Annotated in this window: 13 protein-coding genes and 1 tRNA gene; 4 read left to right on the top strand and 10 right to left on the bottom strand. The window is 50.4% G+C overall.

Annotated features, from left to right (window positions below; genetic code table 11):
- Nucleotides 1-2: 2 nt before the first annotated feature.
- Nucleotides 3-1,136, bottom strand: coding sequence for a metallophosphoesterase (locus HQ48_RS04395; protein WP_044186387.1), 1,134 nt, complete (start codon nucleotides 1,134-1,136; stop codon nucleotides 3-5).
- A 143-nt stretch (nucleotides 1,137-1,279) separates the two neighbouring features.
- Nucleotides 1,280-1,462 carry a (2Fe-2S)-binding protein gene (locus HQ48_RS04400; RefSeq protein WP_044186386.1) on the bottom strand — a complete coding sequence of 61 codons (183 nt, stop codon included), beginning with the start codon at nucleotides 1,460-1,462 and terminating at the stop codon, nucleotides 1,280-1,282.
- A gap of 322 nt (nucleotides 1,463-1,784) precedes the next feature.
- Between HQ48_RS04400 and HQ48_RS04405 the strand changes: the two genes are divergently transcribed.
- Nucleotides 1,785-2,291: an RNA polymerase sigma factor gene (locus HQ48_RS04405; RefSeq protein WP_044186384.1), complete on the top strand. Its 507-nt coding sequence runs from the start codon at nucleotides 1,785-1,787 to the stop codon at nucleotides 2,289-2,291.
- A gap of 75 nt (nucleotides 2,292-2,366) precedes the next feature.
- Here the strand turns inward: HQ48_RS04405 and rmuC are convergent, their stop codons facing one another.
- Nucleotides 2,367-3,686: a DNA recombination protein RmuC gene (rmuC, locus tag HQ48_RS04410; RefSeq protein ID WP_044231841.1), complete on the bottom strand. Its 1,320-nt coding sequence runs from the start codon at nucleotides 3,684-3,686 to the stop codon at nucleotides 2,367-2,369.
- A gap of 780 nt (nucleotides 3,687-4,466) precedes the next feature.
- Between rmuC and HQ48_RS04415 the strand changes: the two genes are divergently transcribed.
- Nucleotides 4,467-4,540, top strand: a tRNA-Met gene (locus HQ48_RS04415).
- 228 nt (nucleotides 4,541-4,768) lie between these two features.
- On the opposite strand, the gene HQ48_RS04420 is transcribed toward HQ48_RS04415, so the two are convergent.
- The 5 genes from HQ48_RS04420 to HQ48_RS04440 form a co-directional block, all read right to left on the bottom strand.
- Nucleotides 4,769-8,560, bottom strand: a complete 3,792-nt coding sequence (locus tag HQ48_RS04420; protein WP_044231842.1) for a LamG-like jellyroll fold domain-containing protein — start codon at nucleotides 8,558-8,560, stop codon at nucleotides 4,769-4,771.
- A gap of 113 nt (nucleotides 8,561-8,673) precedes the next feature.
- Nucleotides 8,674-12,462, bottom strand: coding sequence for a T9SS type A sorting domain-containing protein (locus tag HQ48_RS04425; protein WP_044231843.1), 3,789 nt, complete (start codon nucleotides 12,460-12,462; stop codon nucleotides 8,674-8,676).
- A gap of 88 nt (nucleotides 12,463-12,550) precedes the next feature.
- Nucleotides 12,551-14,563 carry a hypothetical protein gene (locus HQ48_RS04430; RefSeq protein WP_044231844.1) on the bottom strand — a complete coding sequence of 671 codons (2,013 nt, stop codon included), beginning with the start codon at nucleotides 14,561-14,563 and terminating at the stop codon, nucleotides 12,551-12,553.
- An 89-nt stretch (nucleotides 14,564-14,652) separates the two neighbouring features.
- Nucleotides 14,653-16,413 carry a SusD/RagB family nutrient-binding outer membrane lipoprotein gene (locus tag HQ48_RS04435; protein ID WP_044231845.1) on the bottom strand — a complete coding sequence of 587 codons (1,761 nt, stop codon included), beginning with the start codon at nucleotides 16,411-16,413 and terminating at the stop codon, nucleotides 14,653-14,655.
- Between the two features lie 34 nt (nucleotides 16,414-16,447).
- Nucleotides 16,448-19,570 carry a SusC/RagA family TonB-linked outer membrane protein gene (locus HQ48_RS04440; RefSeq protein ID WP_081969721.1) on the bottom strand — a complete coding sequence of 1,041 codons (3,123 nt, stop codon included), beginning with the start codon at nucleotides 19,568-19,570 and terminating at the stop codon, nucleotides 16,448-16,450.
- 1,326 nt (nucleotides 19,571-20,896) lie between these two features.
- On the opposite strand from HQ48_RS04440, the gene HQ48_RS04450 reads away from it, so the two are divergent.
- Nucleotides 20,897-22,597: a glutamine--tRNA ligase/YqeY domain fusion protein gene (locus HQ48_RS04450; RefSeq protein WP_044231847.1), complete on the top strand. Its 1,701-nt coding sequence runs from the start codon at nucleotides 20,897-20,899 to the stop codon at nucleotides 22,595-22,597.
- 22 nt (nucleotides 22,598-22,619) lie between these two features.
- Entirely contained in the window at nucleotides 22,620-23,267 is a 648-nt protein-coding gene (locus tag HQ48_RS04455; RefSeq protein WP_044231848.1) for a DedA family protein, read from the top strand.
- A 79-nt stretch (nucleotides 23,268-23,346) separates the two neighbouring features.
- Here HQ48_RS04455 and HQ48_RS04460 read toward each other — a convergent pair whose 3' ends face one another.
- Nucleotides 23,347-24,723 (bottom strand): Omp28-related outer membrane protein, encoded by a 1,377-nt coding sequence (locus HQ48_RS04460; protein WP_044231849.1) that lies wholly within the window; start codon nucleotides 24,721-24,723, stop codon nucleotides 23,347-23,349.
- Complete coding sequence (locus tag HQ48_RS04465) at nucleotides 24,723-26,408, bottom strand: DUF6029 family protein (RefSeq protein WP_044231850.1); 1,686 nt, start codon at nucleotides 26,406-26,408, stop codon at nucleotides 24,723-24,725. Before HQ48_RS04465 ends, HQ48_RS04460 begins: the two co-directional genes overlap by 1 nt.
- Nucleotide 26,409 lies beyond the last annotated feature (1 nt).

A 26,409-nucleotide genomic window follows, 5' to 3' on the forward strand; every position in this document is an offset into this window, starting at 1 on the left:
CTCTACCAGTATAAGTCATAGATCACCAACTCACTGCGTGTGCCGATGCGGTAGGGGGCGCCTGCTGCACCGATACCACTCGTCACGCAAACCTCGGTCTGCCCGATGCGTTCTGTCCCCGAGACAATCCCATATTTGAGCCAAATCAAGAGAGGCATCGGCCAGAGCTGTCCGCCATGGGTATGACCATAGAGCGCTAGATCAATGCTCTCACCTTTGAGGCTATCTAGCTCCTCGGGGGTATGCTCTAGGAGTATCGTAGGGCGGCTCGTATCGAGCCCTCGGGTAAGCTGCTCGAGCATCGCACGAGAGCGGTTTACATAGTCGTCACGGCCAATGAGGTTGATGAGTCCACCCGCAGGCTGAGCTACAGAGTCTACGAGCAGCGTCCCACCAACCTGCTCCACCCAGCGCATATTGGCGAGCGTGTCTACCCGATACTCATGGTTGCCGAGCACGTAGTAGACCCCATGCGGAGCTTGGTTGAGCCGACGCATCGCCTGCATCACCCGCTCGGTGTAGGCATACTTATGGTCGTGGTCGATGTAGTCGCCTCCGATGAGCACTAGGTCTGGCTTCTCGGCTAGGGTACGATCGACAGCCTGCTCGACATAACCCGGAGTAATCCCCTCACCGATATGTAGATCCGTCAGCAGAGCCAAGCGTAGGCGATGCTCTGCGGGAATGCTAGGGTTAGCCAGTCGGTCGATCACTAAGCGGTGGTATCTGGTGGCTGGGTCTGCCACATTGAGATAGCCCGAGTACATCGTACCCAAGAAGATCACACCAGAGAGCAGCCAAACCAAGCGCTCCGCCCAAAGCTTGATCCTAGAGCCTAGTCGAGCATACCAGCCTAGGTAGCGCTCGTCTAGTAGCCTTAGCCCATTGATCAACAAGGCGAAAACAGAAGCATAGCCAAGCGAGAAAAAAATGAAGAGACCCATGCTCATGTAGAAGCTCATGAGCGAATGCTCTATATAGCGATGAATGAGCACGCCCAGTAGAGCCAATAGAAACTCCACGAGCAGGGTCATTCTAAGACGTCTGTACCAAGTATGGCTGAGCGCCTTGCGGCCACGCCACAGCAAATAGGGATATAGGACAAGGCGATAGATGATCGAATATATATACACCATAGAACAAAGTTTTGTTACTCAGACATTATGGACAAAGATACGACACTTTGACCTAACGCATAGACAGAAAACGAGCTACCCACCTAGGATAAGCCTAGAGGATAGCTCGTTCTTTTGCTGTATGCCCAATCTGGGCAATATGCTTAGCCCTTAATCTCGGCGATGATCTCCTCGATGTCGTCCTGACAGCTACCGCATACGCTACCAGCCTCAGTAGCTTCGGATACTTCGTCAAAGGTAGATAGACCCTTCTCGCGAACGGCTTCTTCGATCTGACCACGAGTGATGCCAAGGCAATGGCAAATTATTTCATCTGCTTGTCCCATAATTTTTGATGTTTCGTTTAAGTGAATAATTCAAACTATTCTAAATCGGGAGCAAAGTTAATCAAGCTGAGGCAATCTACAAATACCACCAAGGCCCAATCCATTTTGAGCTCGGCACTTAGCCTATTTGGGACGTCCTAGAGGCTCACAAAGCAGCCCAAATACCTATAAATGACCAGCAATTATCATTGCCTATGGGGTAACATACAACATCTATCGAACAAATCGGCTATTTTGTTTACCTTTGTTAAAGAGATGTGAGGGAAAACCTTACTTGACAAGAAGCAATTATTCACGATCCAAAATAGGTGTAAGAATAGATATGACATCGGCACAATTCCAAAAGAACCTGCTCGGTATGCAAGACTATATGAAGAGTTTTGCTCGCTCTCTCACCGCTGACGAAGCGGACGCAGAGGACTTGATGCAGGATACAACCCTCAAGGTGCTCAAAAACCAGCATAAGTTCGTAGACAATGTCAATTTCAAAGGCTGGGTGCTGACCATTATGCGCAACATATTCATCAACAACTACCACAAACTCGTGCGCTCGCAGAGCGTCATCGACTACAATGTTGATGCCTACAACGTGCCTCTACTGAGCGAGGGCGGAGAGAATACCCCCGAGGGCTCTATGGATATCAAGGAGATTACGAAGGCTATTGCGGCACTGAGCCCAGTACTCAAGGAGCCATTCTCCATGTTCCTCTCTGGCTACAAGTACAACGAGATTGCAGAGGTTCTCAACATTCCTCTAGGAACGGTCAAGAGCCGCATCTTCCTAGCCAGACAAGAGCTACAAAAGGCGCTCAAGGATCTACGCCACTAGGCGACACCACCTACGAGATAGGGTGCTACCAAGCGACAGCCGCTGGTAGCACCCTATTCTTTTGCCCATACTTCCCTACTCCTCGCTCTCGTCTGGTTCGAGCTCTGCTGGTAGCGACTTCTTGCCCCTGACGCCCATCTTGCTTAGCTTCTGTAGGCGCCCCACGAGGTTGCCTCTACCATCGGTAAGCTGATTGCGCGCCTTGCTCAGCGAGGCCGAGGCTGCCTGCATCTTCTTCTCCGCCTCGAGTAGCGTCTCGGTATAGGAAACGAATTTGTCGTATAGCTTGCCTGCCTCTTGGACGATGTTCTCCACATTGCTAATCTGTCGATCTCGCTGCCACATATCCTGTGCCATGCGTAGGGCTGCGATTAGGTTGGTGCCATTGATCAAGACAATGCGCTTGCGGTAGGCATCCATCCAGAGTTGTGGGTTGAGCTGCATCGCCAAGTTGTAGGCAGGCTCATTGGGTATGAAGAGCAGGACGAAGTCTGGTGCTCCCTCGATCAAGTCGCTATATGACTTCCTCGAGAGCTCGTCGATATGCCTGCGAACACTCTCTAGGTGTCTGAGGGCTGCTGCCTCACGCTCTAGATTGTCTTCGGCTGTTACATATACAGTATAGGCCGTGAGGCTAACCTTACTATCAATGACCATAAACCCACCATTGGGGTACTTGACTACCACGTCCGGGCGCAAACGGTTGCCCTCCTCGTCACGCACTTCCTGCTGGGTGAAGTACTCCTCCCCAGAGCGCAGACCGCTCATCTCTAGGATATTGTCCAGTATCATCTCGCCCCAATCCCCTTGTACCTTGGCATCGCCCCTCAGAGCCTTGGTCAGCTGATTGGCCTCTTGGCTAACCTGCTGGCTGCGCTCCATAAGCTCCTTGATCACACGCTCTAGCGAGAAGCGCTCACGTGCCTCCTCTGTATAGGTCTTCTGTACCTGCTCACCGAAACGCTTGAGGTCCTCTCGTAGAGGCTTGAGTGCCTCCTCGTTGCGCTGGTCGAGTGCCGAGCTTCGCTCTTGGAGGATATCCGAGGCGAGCTGACGAAACTGCCCCTTGAGCTCCTCGCCCAAGACCTGCTTCTGTGCCTGTGCCTCTCCTAGCTGATGCTCTGCCAGCTCGAGGCGTGTACGCAGCTCGGCAGCGGTTGTATTGAGTGCTATCTCCTCTCGGCGAGCATGTGCCAGCAGCTCCTCCGTGCTGCGCAGATCTCCCTCTAGGGCTTGCAGCCTCTGCTCGGCATGGGCAAGGTCACGCTGCCCTTGCTCGGCAATTAGTTTACTTTGGTCGAGCTCGCTCTGCACACGAGCACGCCGACGCTCCAAGGCGAATATCGCCAGTACAGCACCGCCAAGCAGTGCCACTAGTAGTATCTGTATAATCATAAATTCAATTGGGTCTCATGCTGGGGACAACCTCATATCTTGCCACAGCCCCCTAAGTTATGAAGGTCTGTGGTAATGAGCAAGCAAAAGGAGAATTTACGGGCTCAGATCTAGATCTCCGCCGTCTTTGCTTAATCTAGACGATCTCATGGAGGATTTACAGAAATAAACAAATAGCATGGTTGAGTTTATATTCTTGGCCCCTCTCTCGGCATCGTACTCGAAACCATCGACCAACAAGGGGTAGATTACCCACACCCCGTATTTGGCCCCTAGCAGGCTCTAGATTGAGCGCTCCCCTCTTGCCGTACCTAACCTCAGACGGACGGAAATAGCGCCGTTAAACAGGAGATCAACAAACAAATGAAAACCAAATATATACATCAAATAAAAGGGCAATTCGATAAACCTTGGGCAGACTTTGAGGCTTTTCTTCCCTCCAATCTTGGGCAAACGGTGGACACATCTCCGAGGATTAGCCCTAGGATCCGAATAACTCTTCCCATCAATTTTCTTCAGCAGCTCCACTACTCTTTATAAACTAGTCAGCCATTACACCAATTTTAAGCACAATCCATTTACAGACCTTAACAAAAAAGCAACTAAACGAGCAGGTATGGACCTCAAGACCTCCAAGCCTCACACAATACATGAGGCTACGATGGTCGGCTTAGTTGGTGTCTAGACAACAAAATCGAGTGCAAGGCACACGAAGACTTGTTAGTTTCAGAAAAAGTATTACCTTTGCATCGATTTCGGGAGTACCTCAGGTACTCAGATGGCGAGATAGCTCAGCTGGTTAGAGCGTCGGATTCATAATCCGAAGGTCGGGGGTTCAAGTCCCCCTCTCGCTACAAAAAGGGGCTGTGTCAAAATTCATTTTTGGCGCAGCCCCTTTTGAGATATCTCAGAATATCGCAAGCAACACAGCAGTTTGTGCACTATGACACACCGCCTTTTTAGTCCCGCCAGCATACATAGCCGCTCTTAATACTCTTTAGACTCTAGCATATGCTAGAAGGGCTGCGCCAAAATCAAATCTTGGCACAGCCCCTCTTGGATTATTCTAGGCTTAGCTCAGCCTACTTCTTCTGCAACTTGAGCGTCGTAACCACACGCCCAGCCTGAGAAATCTTGAGTAGATAGATACCAGCAGGTGCGTCTACATGTAGCGTATGCAGCATAGCAGTATCCACATGCGCCTCGCTACGAGAGATCTGACGACCAGCCAGATCATATAGAGCTATATCGTAGCGACCAGCCTCGGCAAAGCGAATGCGCACATCTTCGACAAAAGGATTGGGATATACCGTTAGGTCAATCATCTCTGTCTGCTCAACTGCTACATTCTTCTTGACTACATTGACCACATTGAAGGTCTTAGTATCCTCACCCCACGCATTCTGCAGGGTAAGCGTTACAGGATAGGCACCCTCTCTAGACCAAGAAACCAGTGCTGTACCGCCAGCCTCGGAGCTCTTGATGTCGGCTAGTTTACCCTTAGGAGCGCTCCAAACGGCCTTAGTCGTGACGTTGTAGCTATTGCCAGGTAGTAGACCAGTTCCGGGGCCAAAGAGCGGATTAGGCTCCTTAGTCCAAACCACATTACCCTCTCCCTTCCAAGTAAGCGAACGTACCTCAGCCTTGACGTTGTTGCCCACACGGCTAATGAAGTAGCCATCTTGTGGCTCCTGCTCAAAGTCGAAGTAAGCCTTGAGTCCCTTGATGCTCTGGGGATTATCGCTGTGCTTCATCGCTTCCTTGACCTCTGCCTCTGTGATCACACGATCGTAGACACGCACCTCATCAATCAGGCCGTCAAGCGCAGAGGCAAACTTCACATAGCGACTGATGTTGAGGTCATAGTTGGAGCCATATACGGACGAACGCTTATCGGAAGGCTTAGTTTCATCAAGGAGTACACCATTGATGTAAATCTTAGCTGCTAGGTCGTAGCTAAGAGATACGGTGATGTGGTACCAGCCTCCAGCCTCCATCTTGTAAGGCTTAGTATCGACGAACTTCTCGCGAGCGTCATTGCTGTCGTAGCCCGTAAACATATTGGTCCAGCTGAAGCCTTGGTAGGATGGTCTAGACTTATGGTTGTTCGTATGGCCTCCTCCATAATTTACCCAGAAGTAGCTCCACTCACTCATTGGCCATGGAGCATGAGGCTCTGCAATCTCAACCAAACGGACTCCATCTTCTCCGGGGGCATAGACCGTCTTGTGTGGACGTAGCCAGAAGGAAACTGTCATACCACCCTCTGCATTCGTAGCACGAGAGTTACCAAGACGAATGCCTAGCGTCTCGTAGATTCTCTTGATCGAGAAGCTCTTGTCTTGGATGCGCAAAGCTCGCGACACAGCGCCATCGCTCTTCTTGGCGGTGTAGGCCATAGTCACGGCTTCATCGGGGCGTACTTCGATAGCTGTATTCTTGCCGTTAGCAGTGATACTATTAATACGTGGGGTAGTACCTGCGGCCTCGGGCACTACAGATATATAGGCAGGGAGAACCTCCGTCTGTCCATTCTGTAGTGTATACTCCACATCGCATAGTCCTACTGCACTTGCAGAGAACTCCACAGATTTACTATTGCTTACCTGCTTGATGACCTTGCCGTCCTGCTTGACTGTCCAAGACTTAGCTGAGGGGTGAGTGGGGTCATCGAAGCTGATACGCACAGGCTCACCGATATTAACAGTCGTCCTGTCGGCACTTACCGTACCTACAACCTTGGCCTCGGAGAGGTCTACATAGTCAGTCCATGTGATTGGGCTCTCGGTCTTGCCGTCTAGAGAAACAGCCGAAACGCCGTAGCGCACACGGCGCTTACCCTCGATGTTGAGCTTAGCACCCACGACATAAGCAGCCCAAGAAGTGGTAGCCGTACAGAAAACCTCGGACTCCCCTTCTTGCTGAGCATAGATCTTGTAGAACCAAGTATTGACCTCGTCATTGTAGATAATAGTCTTGTCTACCTTAGGCTCGGCCATTTTGTAGACAAGTTTGAAGTCGTGCCCCTTATAGTTATTGTCCAGCACCTTGTGCAACACGATCTGGGGAGCCTTAGGAGTTTTGTAGCTATCACGAGTAAGCGAAATCTCCCCAAGGCGCACGGCGAAGTCGGCAGAAGTATCTGTAAACTTCAACCCGATGAGTGCAAGCGTTGCATCAGACATATTTAGATCTGTAAAGCCCGAGCCAACCTCAACCGTTTTCTCAATCCACTCTCCATACTGGGGCTTCTCTTCGCTATCTAGGATCGTAGCCGAGTATTCGTCGGCCTTGCCTTGAGCTGCGTTGGCCCATGCAATAGAGCCAGTACCTCTGAGCACCTTATAGCGCACTGTTAGCTTATCGCCAGCCTTGAGCTCGTACTTGGTCTTGAAGAGCTGGAGATACTGCTCCTTGCCAGAGCCTACAGAGATCTCTAGACAAGAACCACCAAACCAAGCATCTGCCCAAGTGAAGCGGGCTTTCATACTCTCTTGAGGGATGGTAGCCTCGGTGCGCCCCATGAACTGGGTGGAGAACCACCAGCGCCATGTAGGCATGAAGTCCTGCATACCGATATTGTACCACTCGCCAGCAAAGGCTTGCTCGCCCTTGAGGTTGAAGTAGCGTCCGTTACCGAGGTTGAAGTACGTTACAAATGGTTCTTGCCCTAGATTGCCGTGCAGAGTACTGCGGGCAGAGATTAGCTTAGAGATGCCGAAAAAGCTAGATGCAGCTTGAGAGCCAGAGGGGATAGTACGACCATAGTCGAAGTGGCTAATAGGATTGTGCTTGCCACCAGTGAAGAAGTATTCGCTAGCCAGCTGATACTCCTCCTGCTGGCTTAGGGGGTTTGAGCCACCGCCTCCACGGTTCTCAAAGAGCATATTGGATCTGTGTGCACCCCAAACCCCGATAGAGATCGGGTGGCGTGACAGCAGTTCCCAGCGTACGCCGCTACCAGCCTGCATATTGATACCAGCATAGACATCGTATGAGCTACGTCCTAGCCCCTCTGCTGTAGCCTTACTGGTATTGAGGTGGGTATCGTACCAGTTATAGTTGAGGAAGTAATGGTTCGACACCACACCTCCATCTTTGTGAAACCAAGCAGTGTCCTCGCTAGCCAAGTCGTCCCAGTTGCTCGAGAAGCGACCCGAGCTTGCAGTGAGGGAGTACCAGTCGTTGGAGTAATTGAAGAAGCCTTGCTCGGCGGCTTTCTTACCCACATTGGCCAAAAATGAAGACATCTCCATAGCTAGCCTCCAGTCCATACGAAACTCGGAGTTGTAGCCAGCTCCATCGAGGCCGTAGTACTTAAGGTACTGCAGATATTTATCTACTCCACCTTTTACAACTGTATGATACTGTAGGCCTGCTCCGTTGTTTCTCGTTATCTGAGCGCCGAAAGTGGGAGAAGATGTTGCGGTAATAGACACACCGTTTTTGTGTGCTACGTCGGCGAATGCTCCCGGCATACGTAGATAGGGAGCGGTCCAGTTGCCCCAGTGGTCGATATAGCTCCATGTAGAGAACACCTCCGAGTTGAAGAAATACGAGGGAACGGCATTCCAGCCACCTACGCCGCAAGGTACCCACCACATGAATTTGCGATCCGTCGATAGGCTACTATTGACCTGCGTGCTACTCTCCACGAAGCGGCGACGAGGGCGCACTCGGCTCGTGAAGAACTCCTCGTCCTCTACACGCTCCTTGGAGAGAGGGCTACCCAAAGACCAATTACGGTAGAGGGTGGCAAAATCCTCGGAGCCCCCCATCTCCTTAACGTACTGAGGGTGTGTGGGCGTCTGAGCCTCTATCGCCCAGCTACTGGCCAAGGCTACGGATAGGCTCAATAAAATTGTCCTTTTCATACTAAATGATTTGTATACGTTCATTAGCAATCATAAAAAAGAGAGTGGGCTAGCACATCTTGAGAAATGACTAGCCCACTCTTTGCATTGTTTTCTTAAACTAGGGTTTAACCCTACTTTTTCTGCAGTTTAAGCGTCTGTAGAAGCTTACCCTCTGCAGTCTGTACGCGGAGCAGGTAGATACCTGCAGGAGCGTCTAAGTTAACAGCAACGATGCTACCAGCCTCTGCATCCATAGCCTTGCGGCTTACGAGATTACCAGAGAGATCATAGATAGCAATCTGGTACTGGCCGGCAGTAGCAAAGCGAACATTCACTGTTTCCACGAATGGGTTGGGGAATGCAGCTAGGCTTACTTCGTCGGTAGTCTCGATGCTACCGGGATCTGTGATGGTAATCACGTCGATCTCACGGCTATCACTACCCCATGAATTAGTCAGCGTAAGCTTACCAGAGAAAACTCCCTTCTTGGCATAAGTAACCTTAGCGCTACCAGCTACATCGTTACCAGTAGCTTCGGTAACGGCACCGCGTGGGAAAGTCCACTTAGCTGTAGTTTCTACCTTGAAGAGCTCACCTGGCAGATATGGAGAACCTGCCTCGAAAGAAGATGGGATGCTGGATGGAATAGAGCGTCCCTCTGCTCCCTTAGGGTCAGCAGCAAAGATCGCAGTCCAAGAGTGAGGCTTATTGTCGAGCTTAGAAATCTTGGAGGCGAACTTGTGCTCTGCATTCATTTCACCCTCGAAGTCCCAATAACCGATAGTTCCCTCTGGAAGTGTAGATGCATACATTTCCTTAGCTGCCTGCTCCTCCGTAAGAGCAATATCATAGAACTTAACATCATCAATCACGCCATCTACGCCAGCACGACCAGCAGCAGTACCACCGAAGTAGACGAATGATTTATCGTTGTAGTCGGTCAGATTAAAACCTGTTTCATCAAGCCCCTGACCCTTCGCATTTCCATTTCTATACTCAACTGCTTCGGCTGGCTTACCATTGACATAGAGACGACCAACATTTAGGCCATTATCCTTTCTTTCAAAGACATAGACAAGATGCGTCCACGCTCCAATAGGGAAGTTGATGCGATACTTCTGATGATGCTCTGTTGCACCCTGAGAATAGTCCTCACGACGGGCTACATCGTATATCTTGCTATTAGGGTCATAAACAGACCAAGTATTACCCCAGTTGTTCTGTGGCCAATCGTGATATTGCACATCACGCACGTTAAGTAGCTGGGTAGCACCCTTGAACGAATTGAACTTTACCCACATAGCCATTGACCAAGTCTGTCCGGGTTGAGTCAAACGAACCTCCCTAGAAGGAATTGAGTAGGGCTGTTCCGATAGGCTAATACCTCTAGACACCGCACCATTGGCGCTATTACCCGTATAGGCAAGCTCATTAACCTGACCCTTCTTACTCTTCACGCTCTTATCCTCAGTGGCATTGAAGGTCAGCGTCTTGATGCTTGGCACAGCTCCCTTGCTAAGGTCTGAAACTTGGATGAAACCAAAGAGAGTCTTAGCCCCTTGGTTATTGACTGTATACTTAAGCGAATAGATACCTGACTTAGGTAGCTGGTGGGTAAACTTCTTAACTCCTGCGAACGAGGCAAGCTCTGTGTTCTTATCATCTAAGATTACCCATGTCGCATCCGCATGCGTTGGATCCTCAAACTGTACTGTGAAGTCCTGATTTGGCTTGATAACAGGTTTGTCGATCACAACAGCTTCACTGATTTCCTGCTCGCCAGCTGTCTTATATTCGCTCCAAGCGATCTCTCCCTCAGTAACACCATCTAGACCTACAGCAGACACCCCGAAGCGAATCTTCTTGGTCTTAGCAACGTCGAATGGAGCAGAGAAATAAAGACCAGCCCACGAAGTCGTCGTTCCAATGAAGTGTTCCTTCTCACCCTCCTGCTGGCTGTATAGCTTGAAGAAGGCTGTCTTAACATCTTCGTTGTACACCACTTCATTTTTGGGGTGGCCGTCAGGTGTAGGCATATTGAAGATAATCTTACCATCAATACCCTTGAATGTATAGTTATAAGCCTTCGTATACTCTTCCTTGATTGTAGGAGTAGCAGGCTTCTTAACCTCACCTCTCAGAATAGAGAACTCACCGATAAGAAGCTCCATATCCTTAGCATTCTCAAACTTGAGTGCGACAGCAGCTATAGTCTGATTTGCTAGATTAAGATCAGTGAAACCTTCTCCAATCGTGATTTCAGAGGTTGTCCATTCGTCCAAATCTACATCAGAAGCATCGAGTATAGAAGCAGTAACTTCGGTGCTTTCCTGCCCCTTAGCAGAAGCTACAAGAGCAAGGTCAGAAGAACCTGATCTGAACTTATAGCGCAGACGAATCTTGTCACCACTCTTGAGTGCAAACTCAGTTTTGAAGAGGTGGAGATACTCACTTGCTGCAGTACCCTTGATTTGGAAGCTAGAGCCACCAAACCATGCATCATCCCAGGTGAAGGTGGCAGATAGGCCTAGATCCTTAACATCTGCTTCTGCAGAGCCTAGATACTTCTTGGAGAACCAGTAGCGCCAAGTAGGGAGATAATCCTGCATCCCCAGATTGTACCACTCTGCATTACGTACTGTCTTACCCTCGATGTTGTAGAAGCGACCATTACCAAGGTTGAAGAATGTGAAGAATGGCATCTGGTCAAGATCCCACTTGAGGGCACTCTTAGCAGTAGCAAAAGCACTAATCCCGTGAAAGTCTTTTAGGAACCCCAAAGAAATACCCAGTTTATCCTGCACACGTAGCTTGATGGCGGGGTTACGACTGCCATTGCCAAAGAAGCTTTCGGTACGCCCTAGGTATGTACGTTGCATGATCTCTGGAGCAGACCCCATCTCATTACGGCTCTCGAAGAACATATTGCGGTTGTGGGCTCCCCAAAGACCTATAGATGTGCCAGAGGTCTTAAGTAGACTCCAGCGACGGCCTTCAGCTCCCTGAAGATTCATACCGGCATAAACCTCTCTTGGATCTCGATTAACACTCTTTGCCAACTGGTCATTGAGGGCTAATTGGCTCTGTGTCCAGTTATAATTCCCGAATACATAATTAGATACTGGACGACCATCCTTATGGAACCAGTTGATATTATTATTCGTCAGACCGTCTGCTAATACCAGGCCACCATTGTTCGAAACAAGCGTATACCAAATAGCAGCATACTGAGGCCATTCCTTCTTGGTGATTGCCTTATCGTAGACATCAGCCATAAACTCCTGTAGTTTTATAGCAAAAGAAGAAGTACTCTTAAACTCAGAGTTCATCCCCCAGCCTCCAATACCGTATTGCTTGAGCAGAGCTAGAAACTTATCAGCTCCTCCTTCGTACATTCCAGAGAGGTCGAGCCCATGCCCCGAGCTAGGATTTATATTATCTCCAAAGGGGATAGATGATAGAACCGATGTACCTACTCCGTTCTTATGAGCAGCGTCCATAAAAGCGCCAGGCATGCGCACCAGCGGAGCTGTCCAGTTACCATAATGCGTCAGATAGCTCCATGTGGAAAACACATCACTATCGAAAACAGCAGAGGGCAAAGCATTCGTATTACCATCGTTAGAAGTCCCAATAGGAACCCAGTTCAGGACATTCTTGTCCTTATCCTGCGTAAGGGCCTTGTCTACCTGAGTAGCTTGATTGGTAAAGCGAGGACGGAACTTAATACGGGAGATAAAGAAGTTCTCGTCCTCCGCTGCCCCAGGATACAGAGGCTTACCCGGAGTCCAACTGCGATAGACATTACCAAAACGTTCTCCTTCTCCTGTCCACTTGACATACTTCGTTGGAAGCTGTGCGAGTAGAGAAGTCGAAGAGAGTAGCACTGCCGCCAGGCAGAGACTTGTCTTTGTCTTCATAAAACTAATTATTTGTGAATGAAACTTTAATTATCATTATCAGCTAGAGCCACCAGAGCCTTTATCCAAGCTCTGGTGGCTCTAGGTTTTACTTGCCTCGAGCAAGACCTGTTACAGTTCCTGTGAATTTAATCTTCTTCCCAGCCACATCGAGCGTCAGATCATTAACAACGATCTTGTACTTAGATCCGTCCTTCTCGATGCTAATACTACCAGACTCGGCCTGCTTAATGAGACCTCCACCAATGCTCCAGCGAACAGAGATCTCGGTACCATTACCCACAGTGTAAACACCTTCTTCAAACTTGTCGGAGCCAGCAACCTTGATTCTGAAGTTGGCAGGGATACTCTGCTGTGCGTCCTTGGCCTTGAGCACGATGTCGTACAGACCACCCGAGTAGCGGATACCACTCTGCTTGGCCTCGTACATCTCATTGCTGAGTGTAGCGCTAGGCTGTACTGGCACGATAGTCATCTCACGCTTGTCCATACGGTCGGACTTACCATACTGAGCCCTTACCTCTACCTTGACAGGCTCATTGCTTGGCAAATCAAGAGCCTTGAGACGTACAACCTCTCCTACTGGGTTCTTGGTTACAAACTCTAGAGGTACATTCTTGTCGATAGACCAGTGCACCTTAGTCCAGTCTGGCTTATCAGCTCCCTCCATTAGGAGCTTAGCTCTCCAGTCTACCTCGTCGCCTACCATCAAGACGTTGGGCGTTGAGTTGTCGATGCTCAGCGACTTAGGAGAGGCAAGCGTAGTGATATTCTTGAGTGTAAAGCTCTTGCCTCGTAGCGTAATGGTCATATCTGTAGTACCCGTAGCTAGAGCTCTGAGAGAGAAGACACCATCGTTGCCCTGTAGCTCCACAATACCGGGTGTAGAGTAGGTAACGGCCTTCTCTAGATCGAGCTCGCCGAGGATCACTGCCGTAGAGCTACGAGGAGTCACGAGTAGACGGATAGGTAGGTGCTCACCCACAGAGAAGCCCGTGATTACAGATGGAGCAAACGAAATGCCCTCAAATGGTATCGTCTTGAAGTTGAGTACAGAGAAGATAACCCCGACTGTAGCTTCCTGCAGAGTGCAACTTACCTTGAAGTTGCCCTCAGTAGAACCGCTAGCCACATGAGCCACAAACTTGAACTTACCACTTGGGTCAATAGAGCTCTCGGTCTGCTCGATGATACCGCCGCCACCTGATACCTCCCAAACGACATCGCCCTTAATCTGATCTAGAGCTTCCTGAGTATTGGGGGTAACGTCGGCATAGACCTCTACCTGATGCTTCGTTAGGATATCAATAGCCTCAGACTTCTCAAACGACTTGAAGCTTGGGTCAAGACCGAGCTGTGGCTGGATCTCCTTCTTAACTACAGCCGCCTTAAGCGTTGGGCCTAGCTTGACGGATAGGCTCTGCGTTTTGCCTGCTAGCTTGACGTTGAGCGTGTAGACACCCAGAGAAACGGGTTTAGCCTCTACAACGTACCAAGCAGCCCCCTGTGGGAGATCCTTGATGATGTCACTGTCCTTCTCTGGGTCTAGCACCTTTTTGGTTACCTTGAACACATCGTCCTGCGAAGACCACTCAATCTCCTCCTCTGCAATGAGTGCAGCAGGCGTCACCGCCAACAAGAGATCCCTTTTCTCGCCAGCAGGCATATAGAAATACTTCTTGACTGGAGTAATCTCGTTGAGGAAGAAAGTAATGCCACTGGCGTTAGCCTTCTTGGTCACCGTAGCTGTTACCTTGGCATAGCGCCCGTTCTGTAGGCTAGCACGTATCGCTACCTCTTTGCCTTCGCCACCCTTGACGGCAACAATCTTATTTCCCTCTATAACCTTAACAATCTTCTCATCTTCCGAAGACCAGCTCACCACAGCATCCTTGATGTCCTCTCCATCGACATTGCGCACAGCACAAGTCATGGCGATGGTATCGAGCTCTGCTCTTAGCTTGGGAGCAGATGGCGTGATGGTTATGTAGTAGTCGTTGCCTACCCCAGCCAAGGTCTGCTTGTCCTTACAGCTAAACAAGGACGAAGCCAGCACAAGACCAGAAAGACCTGCCACCCATTTATTGAGATTTCGTTTCATTTCCTATTGGTTATAATAATGTCATTCATATCAACCCTACCCTATTGCCCAGAAGCACTCGAACTAGGTAATAGAGTAGAGCCTAGAGATTAAAAGTTCTTAGGTTCTCGGCGCTTGCTCTTGGCGAGGTCATCTCCGGGAATATCCGTGATCGTTTCCGTTGGCACGTCCCACCATAGGCGTGTAGATCCTTCATTAGGGCCACCTAGTAGCGCAGGTAGTGTCTTGAGTTCCTCTGCGTTGTTGGGGTTCTCTACGTATGGGATACGGCGGAGCTGTAGCTCGCCATCTACGCCCCTCCAGTTGTTGATGTACACTGGGAATAGACGTGGGTAGCCCGTACGGCGGAAAGTCGTCCAAGTAGGAGCCGAGCAAGGGAAGACAGCCATATACTTCTGGGTAATGATCTTCTCTAGCTTGATCTCGTCGGTATCGGCTTCATTCCAAGCTACACCTACCATCACACGGCCCTTGAGGTCGTGAGCCTTGCCTGCGTATGGATCTACATAGTCGATATCCTTAGGCTCTGTACGCTCCATGTACTTGGCTGCATCATCTTCGGTGAGGCCATTCTCGGTGAAAGAGAGCTTAATGCCTCGCTCATACCACTCCTGTGCAGTAGCGCCACCGGGAGTATTCCAGCCACGCAGAGCAGCCTCCGCCATAATGAAGAGCATCTCCGTGCGCTTAATCCAAGGCAATGGCATATTCTGCATATTGGAGCTAGCAGCCGAATAGGGGCCATAGCCGTGGAGCTTATCGCTCTTATTGATCATGGGGATACCCTGACGCACGCCGATATAGCCCTCGTCCTCGAATGTGTAACCCGTAGACTGATTGTTGGCATTGAGGATATTACCATGCTTAGTGAACCAGACTCCGATGAGCGGATTATCTAGACGCTTCATGATATTCTCCATAGATCCACCTAGACGCAGGTCGTCCCAACCCACAGAAATCTTCCAGATGGGATTATCGCCCACCCAGTCGCAGAAGTTACGATCCTGCGTGAAGTCGTAAGCATCCTTGTCGGTAAACACACCTATATCATCGCTCATAGCCTTCTCTGCCTGCTGACGAGCCTGTGTAGGATCAACCTTAACGATATTCATAGCCATACGCAAGCGGATTGAGTTGGCGAACTTAACCCAGTTGCGCCAGTCGCCACGAGAGATACCACCACGTGGGCCCTCGATCTTGGCTAGCTCGTCGGACGAAGGCTGCGTTTCTCTAAGAATCTTAGAAGCCTCGTCTAGCTCGTCGAAAATACGCTTGTAGACCTCCTGCTGTGAAATATAGGTGCGAGGGGGGAAGCGCTTCACCGCCCTCATATCATCGAAGGCCAATGGACCAAAGATATCTGTAAGCTCCTGAGCCGTGAAGTCGAAGAGGATCATCGCGATCGCCTTGAAGTGTGGCACCCCTAGACGCTCACCATGGAAGTAAGCATTGCGGATAGCAGGATAGAGGGCAGAGGGTGTACTCATCGCCCCCATCAGATAGTCATTGGGGAACGTATAGGTGGTAGGCAGAGCTCCTCCGAAGAGGAACTTATTCTGCGTTACCGTCCAGTAGCCTGCATACACATCGATATGGTTCGCACGCTGATACTGATAATTGTGCTCCTGACAGGTAATCACATGGTTCATACCACCCTTCATCTCCTTGGCAAGAGCTACGGGATCTTCTGCACCTGCACCACCCGTATCGTCAATCTCTTTATTCTGCCCCTGATGCTTCTCACGAGGAGCATTCCAAGGGTAGTTGTCAAGTTCTCTTGATCCGCAGGCGGGAAGCACTAACCCCAAAGAGGCTAATGCGATCCCAACTACTATATGTTTCTTTTTCATCGAATTTCTTTTGATAAATAGTTAGACAACTCAACTAGAAAGTAACCTTGGCACTAATCCCGAAGGTACGTGTCGTAGGCATTGAGTAGGCATCAATACCACCAAAGCCGTTGGCAGCAGACTGAGAGATGTCTGGGTCGATTGGGCTATTGCGGTAGATGAAGAATAGGTTACGAGCGATAGCACTGAGCTGCAAATTCTTGCTAGCACCTAGTAGGTCGTAGAACGTGTAGCTCAGAGAAACATCTCTAAGGCGTAGGTTCGTCGCATCGTAGATATAGTCTTCGATTGGGTTACCACCGATCGTCTTGTAGTAGATCTCGGGGTTTACACGGCGTCCGCTACCATCATTGAGCTCTACGTAGCCACGGTCACGAGCCTCGGCTGAGCGCACAGACACACCATAGAGGTCCATATCTGGCTGCGTGAGGCTCATCACCTTACCACCGATCTTACCATCGATGAGCATATAGAGCTGGAAGTTCTTGTAGCTAAACGTATTGTTGATACCGAAGTTGATGCGAGCCGTAGCATTACCCACCTTAGTATCGAAGCCTCCCGATGCGAGCACTGGTGTATGGCCATCGTCTTGTAGCACGATGTGACCCTTCTCGTCACGCAGGAACGAGTTCACATAGATATCACCATAAGCACCTCCCTTGACGTACTTGATCTTGAACTTATTGGGGCCAGTGACGTAAGTGTGAGGTGTGCCGTCGGGGCGAATGTAAGTTTCGAGGATCTTATTGTCGTTGTAGGCAATGTTGAAGCCGGGGCGCCAAGTCAGATCCTTAGTGATATTCACTCGATAGTTGGTAGAGAACTCAACCCCCCAGTTACGAATTTTACCTGTATTGACAGGTACACCGTCGATGTAGAGGAACTGGTTCTTGAGCGTAGAGTTATAGAACGTTAGGTCAAAATCCCAACGATTGTCGAAGAGTGCTCCGTCTAAGCCGACCTCAAACGAAGTTGTTGTTTCGGGCTTAGGATCCTTGAAGGGGGGTGGAGCAGGAGAGATAGAACCACTTGGATCTCGCAGGTTAATACCCTGAGCGAAGAAGTCTTGGTTGGGCACTGGGTTACCTACTACAGAGAATGAGGTACGTAGCTTGAGGCTATTGAACTGCTTACCCAGAGGCAGCAACTTGTCTAGCTGAGCATTGGCACCAGCAGAGTAGAATGAGAAGGAGATGTATTCATTTTCCTTGGCAAACTGCTGGAAGCTCTTCGCCCACTCGATACGGTAGCTACCATCTACGAAGATCTTATCGTCCCAGCCCAGAGTTGCCGTAGCGAAGAGGGCTGCCTCCCAGTTGTCGCCCCATCTTTCGTTGGGGTTAGCGCTACGACCAGACTTATTGGTATCGTTGATCACGAGGTCATTCTGTGGCAAGAAGATATTGGGGCGAGCCGCAGTATCTTGGTCGTTACCCACAGAGAGAGAGCGGTTGGCTGAACGCTTGTGGCTAGCACCGGCAGTGGCCTGTAGACTCACAGCCTTACCAAGCTCTTGGTTGTAGCTCAAGAGAGCATCTTGGAAGAAGTCCGTAGAGTGGCTACGACCCGTGTAGTACGAAGCACCGAGCGCCTGACCGGCTACGATAGAGGTAGCATAGCGAGAGTTGAAGCCTCTATTCTGTATGTAGTCGAGGTTGGTACGTGTCTGGAAGTTCAGATTGTCAAGAATCTTCACTTTGGCCGACAGTGTACCAAGCAGACGGTCTTGGATAGACTCGTCAGAGAGCATATTCACAAGCCACCATGGGTTATTGAAGTCTGTGTCTAGCCAGTACCAAGTCTGTACGGGCTGGCCGAGCAGCTTGCTATTGTGGCGTCCGTCGATTGGGTTGTAGACAACGAGATCGTCGTAGGTACCGGGGTGCTGGTAGTTGTGACGGAAGTAGCGCATATCCACACTAGCTGGCGTACGATAGAGCGCAGCCATAGGGCTCATAGAGCGACCGATAACGGGGCGGTTGAGCGTATTCTGGTGGATATAGTTCATGCTCAAGTCTAGGTCTAGGCGCTCGAAGAGCTTATAAGACTGCTTGAACATCATATTATGACGCATAAACTTATTCTTGGGCATGATACCTGTCTGATAGGTATTGGCATAGGAGAAATAAGTCTGTTGCTTCTCTGTACCTCCGCTGATCGTAGCAGCTGTATTCTGCGTAAAGCCAAGGTTGAAGAAATCCTTGATCGTATTGCGAGGTGTGCGTGTCAGGTAGGGCGTAGCAGCTAGCTCGTCGTCTGTCAGCTCGCTGATGCGCTTACCCCAACCATCGTACCCTGCACCTAGGCCATAGGTCTTCTGTAGCTCGGGATAGTCTGCGATGAGGTCTACCATAGTGCTAGTAGATACATCTACACGTAGCTTACCCTCGCGACCACTCTTGGTGGTGATGATGAGCACCCCGTTATTGGCACTACTACCATAGAGTGCAGCAGCATTGGGGCCCTTGAGTACGGTAAGCGAGGCAATGTCGTCGGGGTTAATCGTAGAGAGGATATCTCCACCATCTCGACCACCACCCTGCAAGAGGTCGGTAGCCTGACCCGAAGGTCCGCTAGAGAGGGGCACCCCGTCGAGCACGATCAGAGGTTGGTTCGTACCGAGGATCGAGTTCTGTCCACGAAGAGTAATCTTGGTAGATCCACCACCTGCACCCGAGTTGTTGGGGGTAATGGTCAGACCGGCACTCTTACCACGCAGAGCATTAACGAAGTTAGGCTCCTTGATACGTGTCAGCTCCTTGTTGTCCACCGACTGTGTAGCATAGGTCAGCGTCTTACTCTTACGCTTGATACCAAGAGCTGTCACTACGACCGCTTCGAGCTGCTGCGAATCCTCACGCATAGTCACATCAATCTTGCTACGACCATTGATGTCAATAGTCTGCGTAGCAAAGCCGATGTAGGAGAAGCTCAGCTGTGTAACACCCTTGGGGACATCTACACTGTAGTTGCCATCGAAGTCGGTAAGACCTCCATTCTGAGTAGCCCCTACAGGTACCACCTGCACTCCGATCAAGGGTTCTCCCTTGTCGTCTTTGACTACCCCTACAACCTTACGGGTTGCTTGCGCACCTAGGCCGTCGATCACAAATAGACCTAGTAGCGCCATGAGTAGAAATTGCTTTAGTACTCTCATCACTATAATTAAAATTAAAAAATCATTTACCTCTCAAGAACTCCTTCCTTGGATCACCACACCGGAAGATAGTCAAATATCATACCGACATACATATATGTAGTCACGTACGCAAATACAAAATTAAGACAAACCCATATAATAATCCAACTTATTTTACATTACACCAGCAGGTCTGGTTAGTTAAATTAATTATTAAAGCAGGACAGATAGAAAAATGTCCTTTTTTACCCCTCGTTTACTGCAAAAAGGAAAATACATCAACAGATAAAGCACACATAGCATAGTAAAACTAACCTCCATAGACACTCAAAAATGCTCATCTACACCACGAAAAACAAAACAAATTTTATCTAGAGCTCTAGAAAACGGACAAATCATACACTTTTTAGGCACAAAGGCGTCGCACTCCTAGCCCCCAATCGGAGCATATAGGGCTCTCGGGTGCACCTCTACGACTCCCAAGCACAACCCCTATCTCCCCGTACTAGAGGGCAGAGCGATAGAAGCAAACCCTAGGAGAACACGAATACGATATACTAGTTAGGCGGGCGTTGTTACTGGCAGGGATTTTAGATTTTAGACCAGATTTCAGAATGTTGATGAGAAAGCCTCTCATAGCTCGGACAAGAACCGCTAGACCCCGTATTTACCCTCTAGCAAGCTCTGTACTGCGTCCGACCGCATTTGGGCACTTGGGGCTCAGTCGCACGAAAACACTCGTCTAAAGGAAACTCTTTATAACTACCTATAAAACAAACTAATATACTACAAACAAGCCACATCTTAGTACTCTTGTCGTATATTCTAGGATATTTCTCCCCATCAATCCTTGGGAATTGGTGGACACACTGCAAGAGATTAGTCCTCCAATCCAAGTAGATCTTCCCATCAATTATGATCACAGTAGGCCCAATCTGCCGAGGACACCCTGCGTTTCAGCCTTGATGTGAGGATCCTTTGTTTATGCATTTTAACAAAAAAAGCGCAAAGACACAGCTACCACTAGGAGCGATGCTTGGGCAGCCCTCTCACTAAGCCAAGCCTCTCAAATACGCTTAGCACAGTGGAGGCTGAGTATATCCAGACTCCAATCCATTGGAGTGCAACGCCCATAGGCCCACTCTGGCAGGGGAACCAACAAGCCGAACCCTCCAACGGAGGCAAACCTCAAGACACGAGATCATGTACTGACCAGCTAGGAATTTGGGATAAGGCAGCTAATCAAGCGCAAATGTGTAACTTTGTGTCCCAAATTCGGCAAATCAATACTGATCTATTGATCAGCCCAACTCAAGCAAATAAGATTACAATAGAATATAGATTATGAGTGAAGTACTAGAGCAAGAAATCGAGAGCAAGAAGAGCCTCAACTTCATCGAGCAGATCGTCGAGAGCGACCTCTGCGCAGGCAAAAACGGAGGTCGCCTACAAACTCGCTTCCCACCAGAACCCAACGGTTATCTGCATATCGGCCACGCCAAAGCCATTTGTATGGACTTCGGTATCGCCGAGAAATACGATGGTGTGTGCAATCTGCGCTTCGACGACACCAACCCCGCCAAGGAGGACGTCGAGTACGTCGATGCGATCCGTGAGGATATTGAGTGGCTAGGCTTCAAGTGGGGCGATGTGTACTACGCTTCCGACTACTTCGATCAGCTCTACGAGTTCGCCGAACGTCTGATCCTAGAGGGGCACGCCTATATCGACGAGCAGAGTGCCGAGGAGATTGCCAAGCAAAAGGGGACACCCACCACCCCCGGGATCAACAGCCCCTACCGTGATCGCCCTGCCGAGGAGAGCCTAGATCTCTTCCGCCGCATGAACGCAGGCGAATTTGAGGAGGGGGCTATGATCCTGCGTGCCAAGATAGATATGGCGCATAGCAATATGCACTTCCGTGATCCTATCATCTATCGCATCATCAAGCACCCACACCACCGCACGGGACACAAGTGGCACGTCTATCCGATGTACGACTTCGCCCACGGGCAGAGCGACTACTTCGAGGGCGTAACGCACTCGATCTGTACGCTAGAGTTCGAGGTACACCGCCCGCTCTACGACTACTTCATCGACCTACTCAAGCCTGCTGATAGCGAGTATCGCCCACGTCAGTTCGAGTTCAACCGCCTCAACCTAACCTATACGATGATGAGCAAGCGCAAGCTGCTCCAGCTCGTACAGGAGGGGCTAGTGAGTGGTTGGGACGATCCTCGTATGCCTACGATCTGTGGCTTCCGTCGTCGTGGCTATACGCCTACCTCTATTCGCAGCTTCATCGACAAGATTGGCTATACCAAGTACGATGGCATCATCGACGTAGCTCTGCTCGAGCACTCGATACGTGAAGACCTCAACCGCCATGCCCTACGTGGCTCTGCGGTACTCGACCCCGTCAAGCTCGTCATCACCAACTACCCCGAGGACAAGGCCGAGGCAATGGATTTCCTCAACAACCCCGAGGACGAGAGTGCAGGACACCACCAAATTACCTTCCGCCGTGAGCTCTTCATCGAGCGCGAAGACTTCATGGAAGATGCGCCGAAGAAATACTTCCGTATGACTCCCGGGCAGGAGGTGCGCCTCAAGAGTGCCTATATCGTCAAGTGCACAGGCTGCAAAAAGGACGCAGAGGGCAATGTCGTAGAGGTCTATGCCGAGTACGACCCACAGACACTAAGCGGTATGCCAGAGGCGAACCGTAAGGTCAAGGGTACGATCCACTGGGTGTCTTGTGCCGATAGTGTAGAGGCAGAGGTACGCCTATACGATCGCCTCTTCACGGACGAAGACCCATCAGCCGTCAAGGACAAAACCCTCGCCGAGCTCATCAACCCCGAGAGCCTGAAGGTACTGACGCACTGCCGCATCGAGCCATTCCTAGCAGAGGCTAAGCTAGGCGAGTCCTACCAGTTCCAGCGCATCGGCTACTTCTGTCTAGATAAGGATAGCACGCCAGAGCGCCCAGTCTTCAACCGTACCGTTGGGCTGAAGGATACTTGGAAGAAGGTGAATAAATAACCCCTAAGCACGTCACTATCCGATGCTCGAATCATTAGAGTTTATCCAAGAAATCCTCCACCACCTCAACTACTTTTGGGTGGCGGTACTGATGGCTATCGAGAGTTCGTTTATCCCCTTCCCTAGCGAAGTGGTCGTACCCCCAGCAGCCTATCTGGCGGCCAATGGCAAGATGAACGTAGTATTGGTCGTACTGGCGGCTACGCTGGGCTCCAACGTTGGTGCCCTCGTGAACTATTATCTAGCACGCTACCTAGGTCGCCCACTTGTCTACCGCTTCGCCGAGAGCAAATGGGGACGTATGTGCTTGCTCAGCCGTGAGAAGGTGCAGCAAGCCGAGGCTTACTTCCAGAAGAATGGTGCTACCTCTACGCTAGTGGGCCGCTTGATCCCGGGTATTCGCCAGCTCATCTCGATTCCTGCTGGGCTATCGGGCATGAAGCTGATGCCTTTCCTCTTCTACACAACGATCGGGGCTGGTGCGTGGAATATCATTCTTGCAGCAATAGGCTACTATCTAGGGCACATTGTGCCAGAAGATCAACTGATCCCTACGGTCATGAGCTACAGCAAGCCAATAGGTATCGGCATCACCGTCGTGGTAGTCCTAGTACTCGTGGGTATGTACCTACGTAAAAAGAGAGCTAGCCAAAGCGACGAAGTGCGCTAGAGCACTAAGGGGAAATAATTAATTAGGGGGTGTAGACCGATGCGGTCTACACCCCCTAATTAATTATACGATATGTACGCTACTCCGTAGGCTTCTTGAAGACGAAAGTCACGAAGCAATGTGCGACTTCCTTACCAGACATATCGGAGATAGTTACCTTAGTCTTGTACTCCGTACCGTCTGCTGGAGGATTGTTGGCAGGTACTTTGTAGTGGATCTGTACGAGCTCAGCGGCCAACTTGTCGGCAGGCTGCACATTGATTTCCTGCTCGTAGGATTCGGGGTTCTTGGCCGAGTTACATTGGCCTAGAACACACACAGAGAATAACCCTACTGAAGCATCACCCTTGTGACTCACCTTCTCTACCTTGATTTGGTATTGACCCGCAGGAGCGTTCTTACCGGGGTGAATGAATACATTGGGCATTCCAATTTGATACTCGGAGCCATCCTTCTCGGGCTTCTCGGTAAACTTAAATTCATATCCCGAGTCGGCCTGCTTGATGAGCCTAACGAACTTGAGCGAATAGTCGGAATTGAAATCCGTTTCGGCTAAGTAAAAGCTTAGGCCGTCACGTAGCTCAGGCTTACCATCTGGCTGAGGGTTGGGATTGGGGTTGGGTTCTGGGTTGGGCTTTGGCTTGTTACCCGAACCGAGAGTAACAAGACCAGCTGCTAGCACTTCGTCGCCACCCTTGAGCTTATGAATGAATACAACGACCTTGGCGTTCTTGATGTCCTTGAGACTTGCCTTGAGTCCCGTAGCTGTGAGTGTAGTCTTGCTCTCTGACTTAACGACCAAGGCTTCTCCACCTGAGAGCACCTTGCGTAGGACATTGTGGTGCTGATAGTCTTCTTTAGTCTTACCATTGAGCAATTTCTGCCCTGCCACCACATCTTCCACGAGCCAAGCTACTAGGCCGACTTGTTCGTCGCTCAGAGTAGGTGCTGGCTTAAGCTCAATGCTGAGGCTTAGCTTATCCTCCGCCTCGTTATACTCAGGCTTACCAAGCACAATGTCTGCCAGCTTGGGAGTGTTGATGAGCTTACGAATGCTATTAGGCCATTGGAGATAGTCGGAGTTGAAGTTCTTGTTGTCGGAAAAGGGCATACGGCTCATCATCATCATGGGCACAGCACTAGGTAAAGCATAGTGCTTGGCTAGGCGAGTCGCCTCGGCGTTCTCCAGATCACGTGCCATGCCCGAGTGCGCCGAGTGCATGGCTACGACGATTACGTTCTTGGGGAACTCCTCCTCTAACTTATGCAAGACTCCAGCTGCGGTTGGGCAATTGACACAGTCCTGACCCGTATACTCCTCGATGAGAACGGTGCGGCGCTCCGCTTCGCTTAGCTGAACGCCCTCGTTGCTCTCCCAGCGAGGTTCTTTCTGATTTTTGTCGCAGGCGGTGAGTAGAGTCCCCACCGCCATAAGCGCCACAAAGATTTTCTTCATTAGAATGCTGAATTAAGTGATAGATATAGTCCCTGTGTCTCGGGCATCATACGGCACACACCACCCGAGCAGTTGATCCCGGCACGAGTACGACCCCATGAGAGCTGTAGGCGATGCGACTTATAGGTACCAGCAACAGCCACCATGGGGTAGTGTTCCTTGGTCTTGCCATTGTTGTACTGGTCGCTAAGCGAAACGATGAGATGCTTGCCGATAGACGCCTCTACAAGGCCAAACATCCAGTCGCCCTCGGCCTGACCAGAGTGCAGATATTGCAGCTCTGTGCGCAGCCCCAAAGACTTAGTAAGGCGATGCTTGCCATCGTAGACGAAGATGTGGCTACGCACATCACGCTCGCCGTGCTGCTCGAGCTGGAACTGATTGTAGTATTGGTTGAAATAGCTGAAGGCGAAGGAGTACGAGCTACTCACCTTGCGGCTAATCTCTAGCCCCAAGTCATGGAAGAGCTTCTCGCCCCAGCCGAAATAAGCATAGCGAATACCATTGTCGCCCTGCTGGAGGTTGTCGAAGACCTTCTCGCCTGCCTGAGGTTTAAGCGCACTGATGTACGAGGCCGTCAGCTTGATCTTGGTACCATAGCGACCGCCTAGAGCCGTGCCACGATCGAGAGAGTAGCGGAGCTCTCCTTGTAGCGCCCACTCTCCACGAGCCTGAGTAGCATACGGGCGTAGGGCCGCTAGCGTATAAGTCTGCGCCTGCGTGAAGGGGAGCAAGTGATTGACCCTAAGATCCGTTTCGCCAGCCGAACGAGCAGAGCGGAAGTCAAAGTCCTCCGAGCGTCTTGCTCCGATCACTGCGCTAAGTCTATTGGTCGAATACGAGGCCGTCAGCATAGCTACCGAGCCGGGACCATAGGTGTACTTATTGGATCGGTTGGGATCTGCCCACTTGTAGCCATACTCACCATAGACCTCCCAAGAGCCATACTGCACAGAGGTACGACCAGACCAAGCAGGCGTTACCTCGGGCAGGTTGAGCCTGAGCTTGGGATCGGTAGGATGCAAGATGAGCATACCCGCATCTGTCTTCTCATACTTGCTGACGAAGCTACCGCCTAGATCTATGCGCAGATCGCTCTGCTGCAGAGGGCTGATGAGCGACTGCAAGTCTAGCTGTAGGTCTGTGCCGAGGAGATGTCCACGAGAGCTATTCCAGAGCTTGCCTTCACGATCGAAGTGGTTACGTTGCTGACCACCTAGAGCCACCAAACGAAGACCCTCGAGAGGCGTCAAGATTAGTCGCCCACCACGTATGGCGTTGTCGATCCCTAGAGGACGATCTTCATAGGCACGGAGCAGTAGCCCAGAGCCAAACTGCTCGTACACATCGCCCACCGTCAGATCCAGCATCTTGTACTTACCTCTGAGGTAGAGATGGCTGATGCCCTTGCCTGCTGTGGCGTGTAGCCCGGGCAGAGGGTGTGGCATATACTCGCCACGAACGCCTAGGCTCAGATAGTCGTTGGATAGCTTCATATCCAAGTACGACATCCCCGTAAAGCGGTGCGACAGCTTCTCATCTTGGCTGAGGTGCTGATCACTCTGGAGCAGTATGCTGTAGTTAATCTTCTTCCACCCGTTATCTTCGCCCTGCGCTTGTGCAGAGTGCAGGCCTAGACCAGAGAGAGAGGCCAGTGTGTAGAGTACCAATAGACCCTTCTTCATA

The sequence above is a fragment of the Porphyromonas sp. COT-290 OH3588 genome (assembly GCF_000769075.1).
In the GTDB taxonomy this organism is placed as follows: Bacteria; Bacteroidota; Bacteroidia; order Bacteroidales; family Porphyromonadaceae; genus Porphyromonas.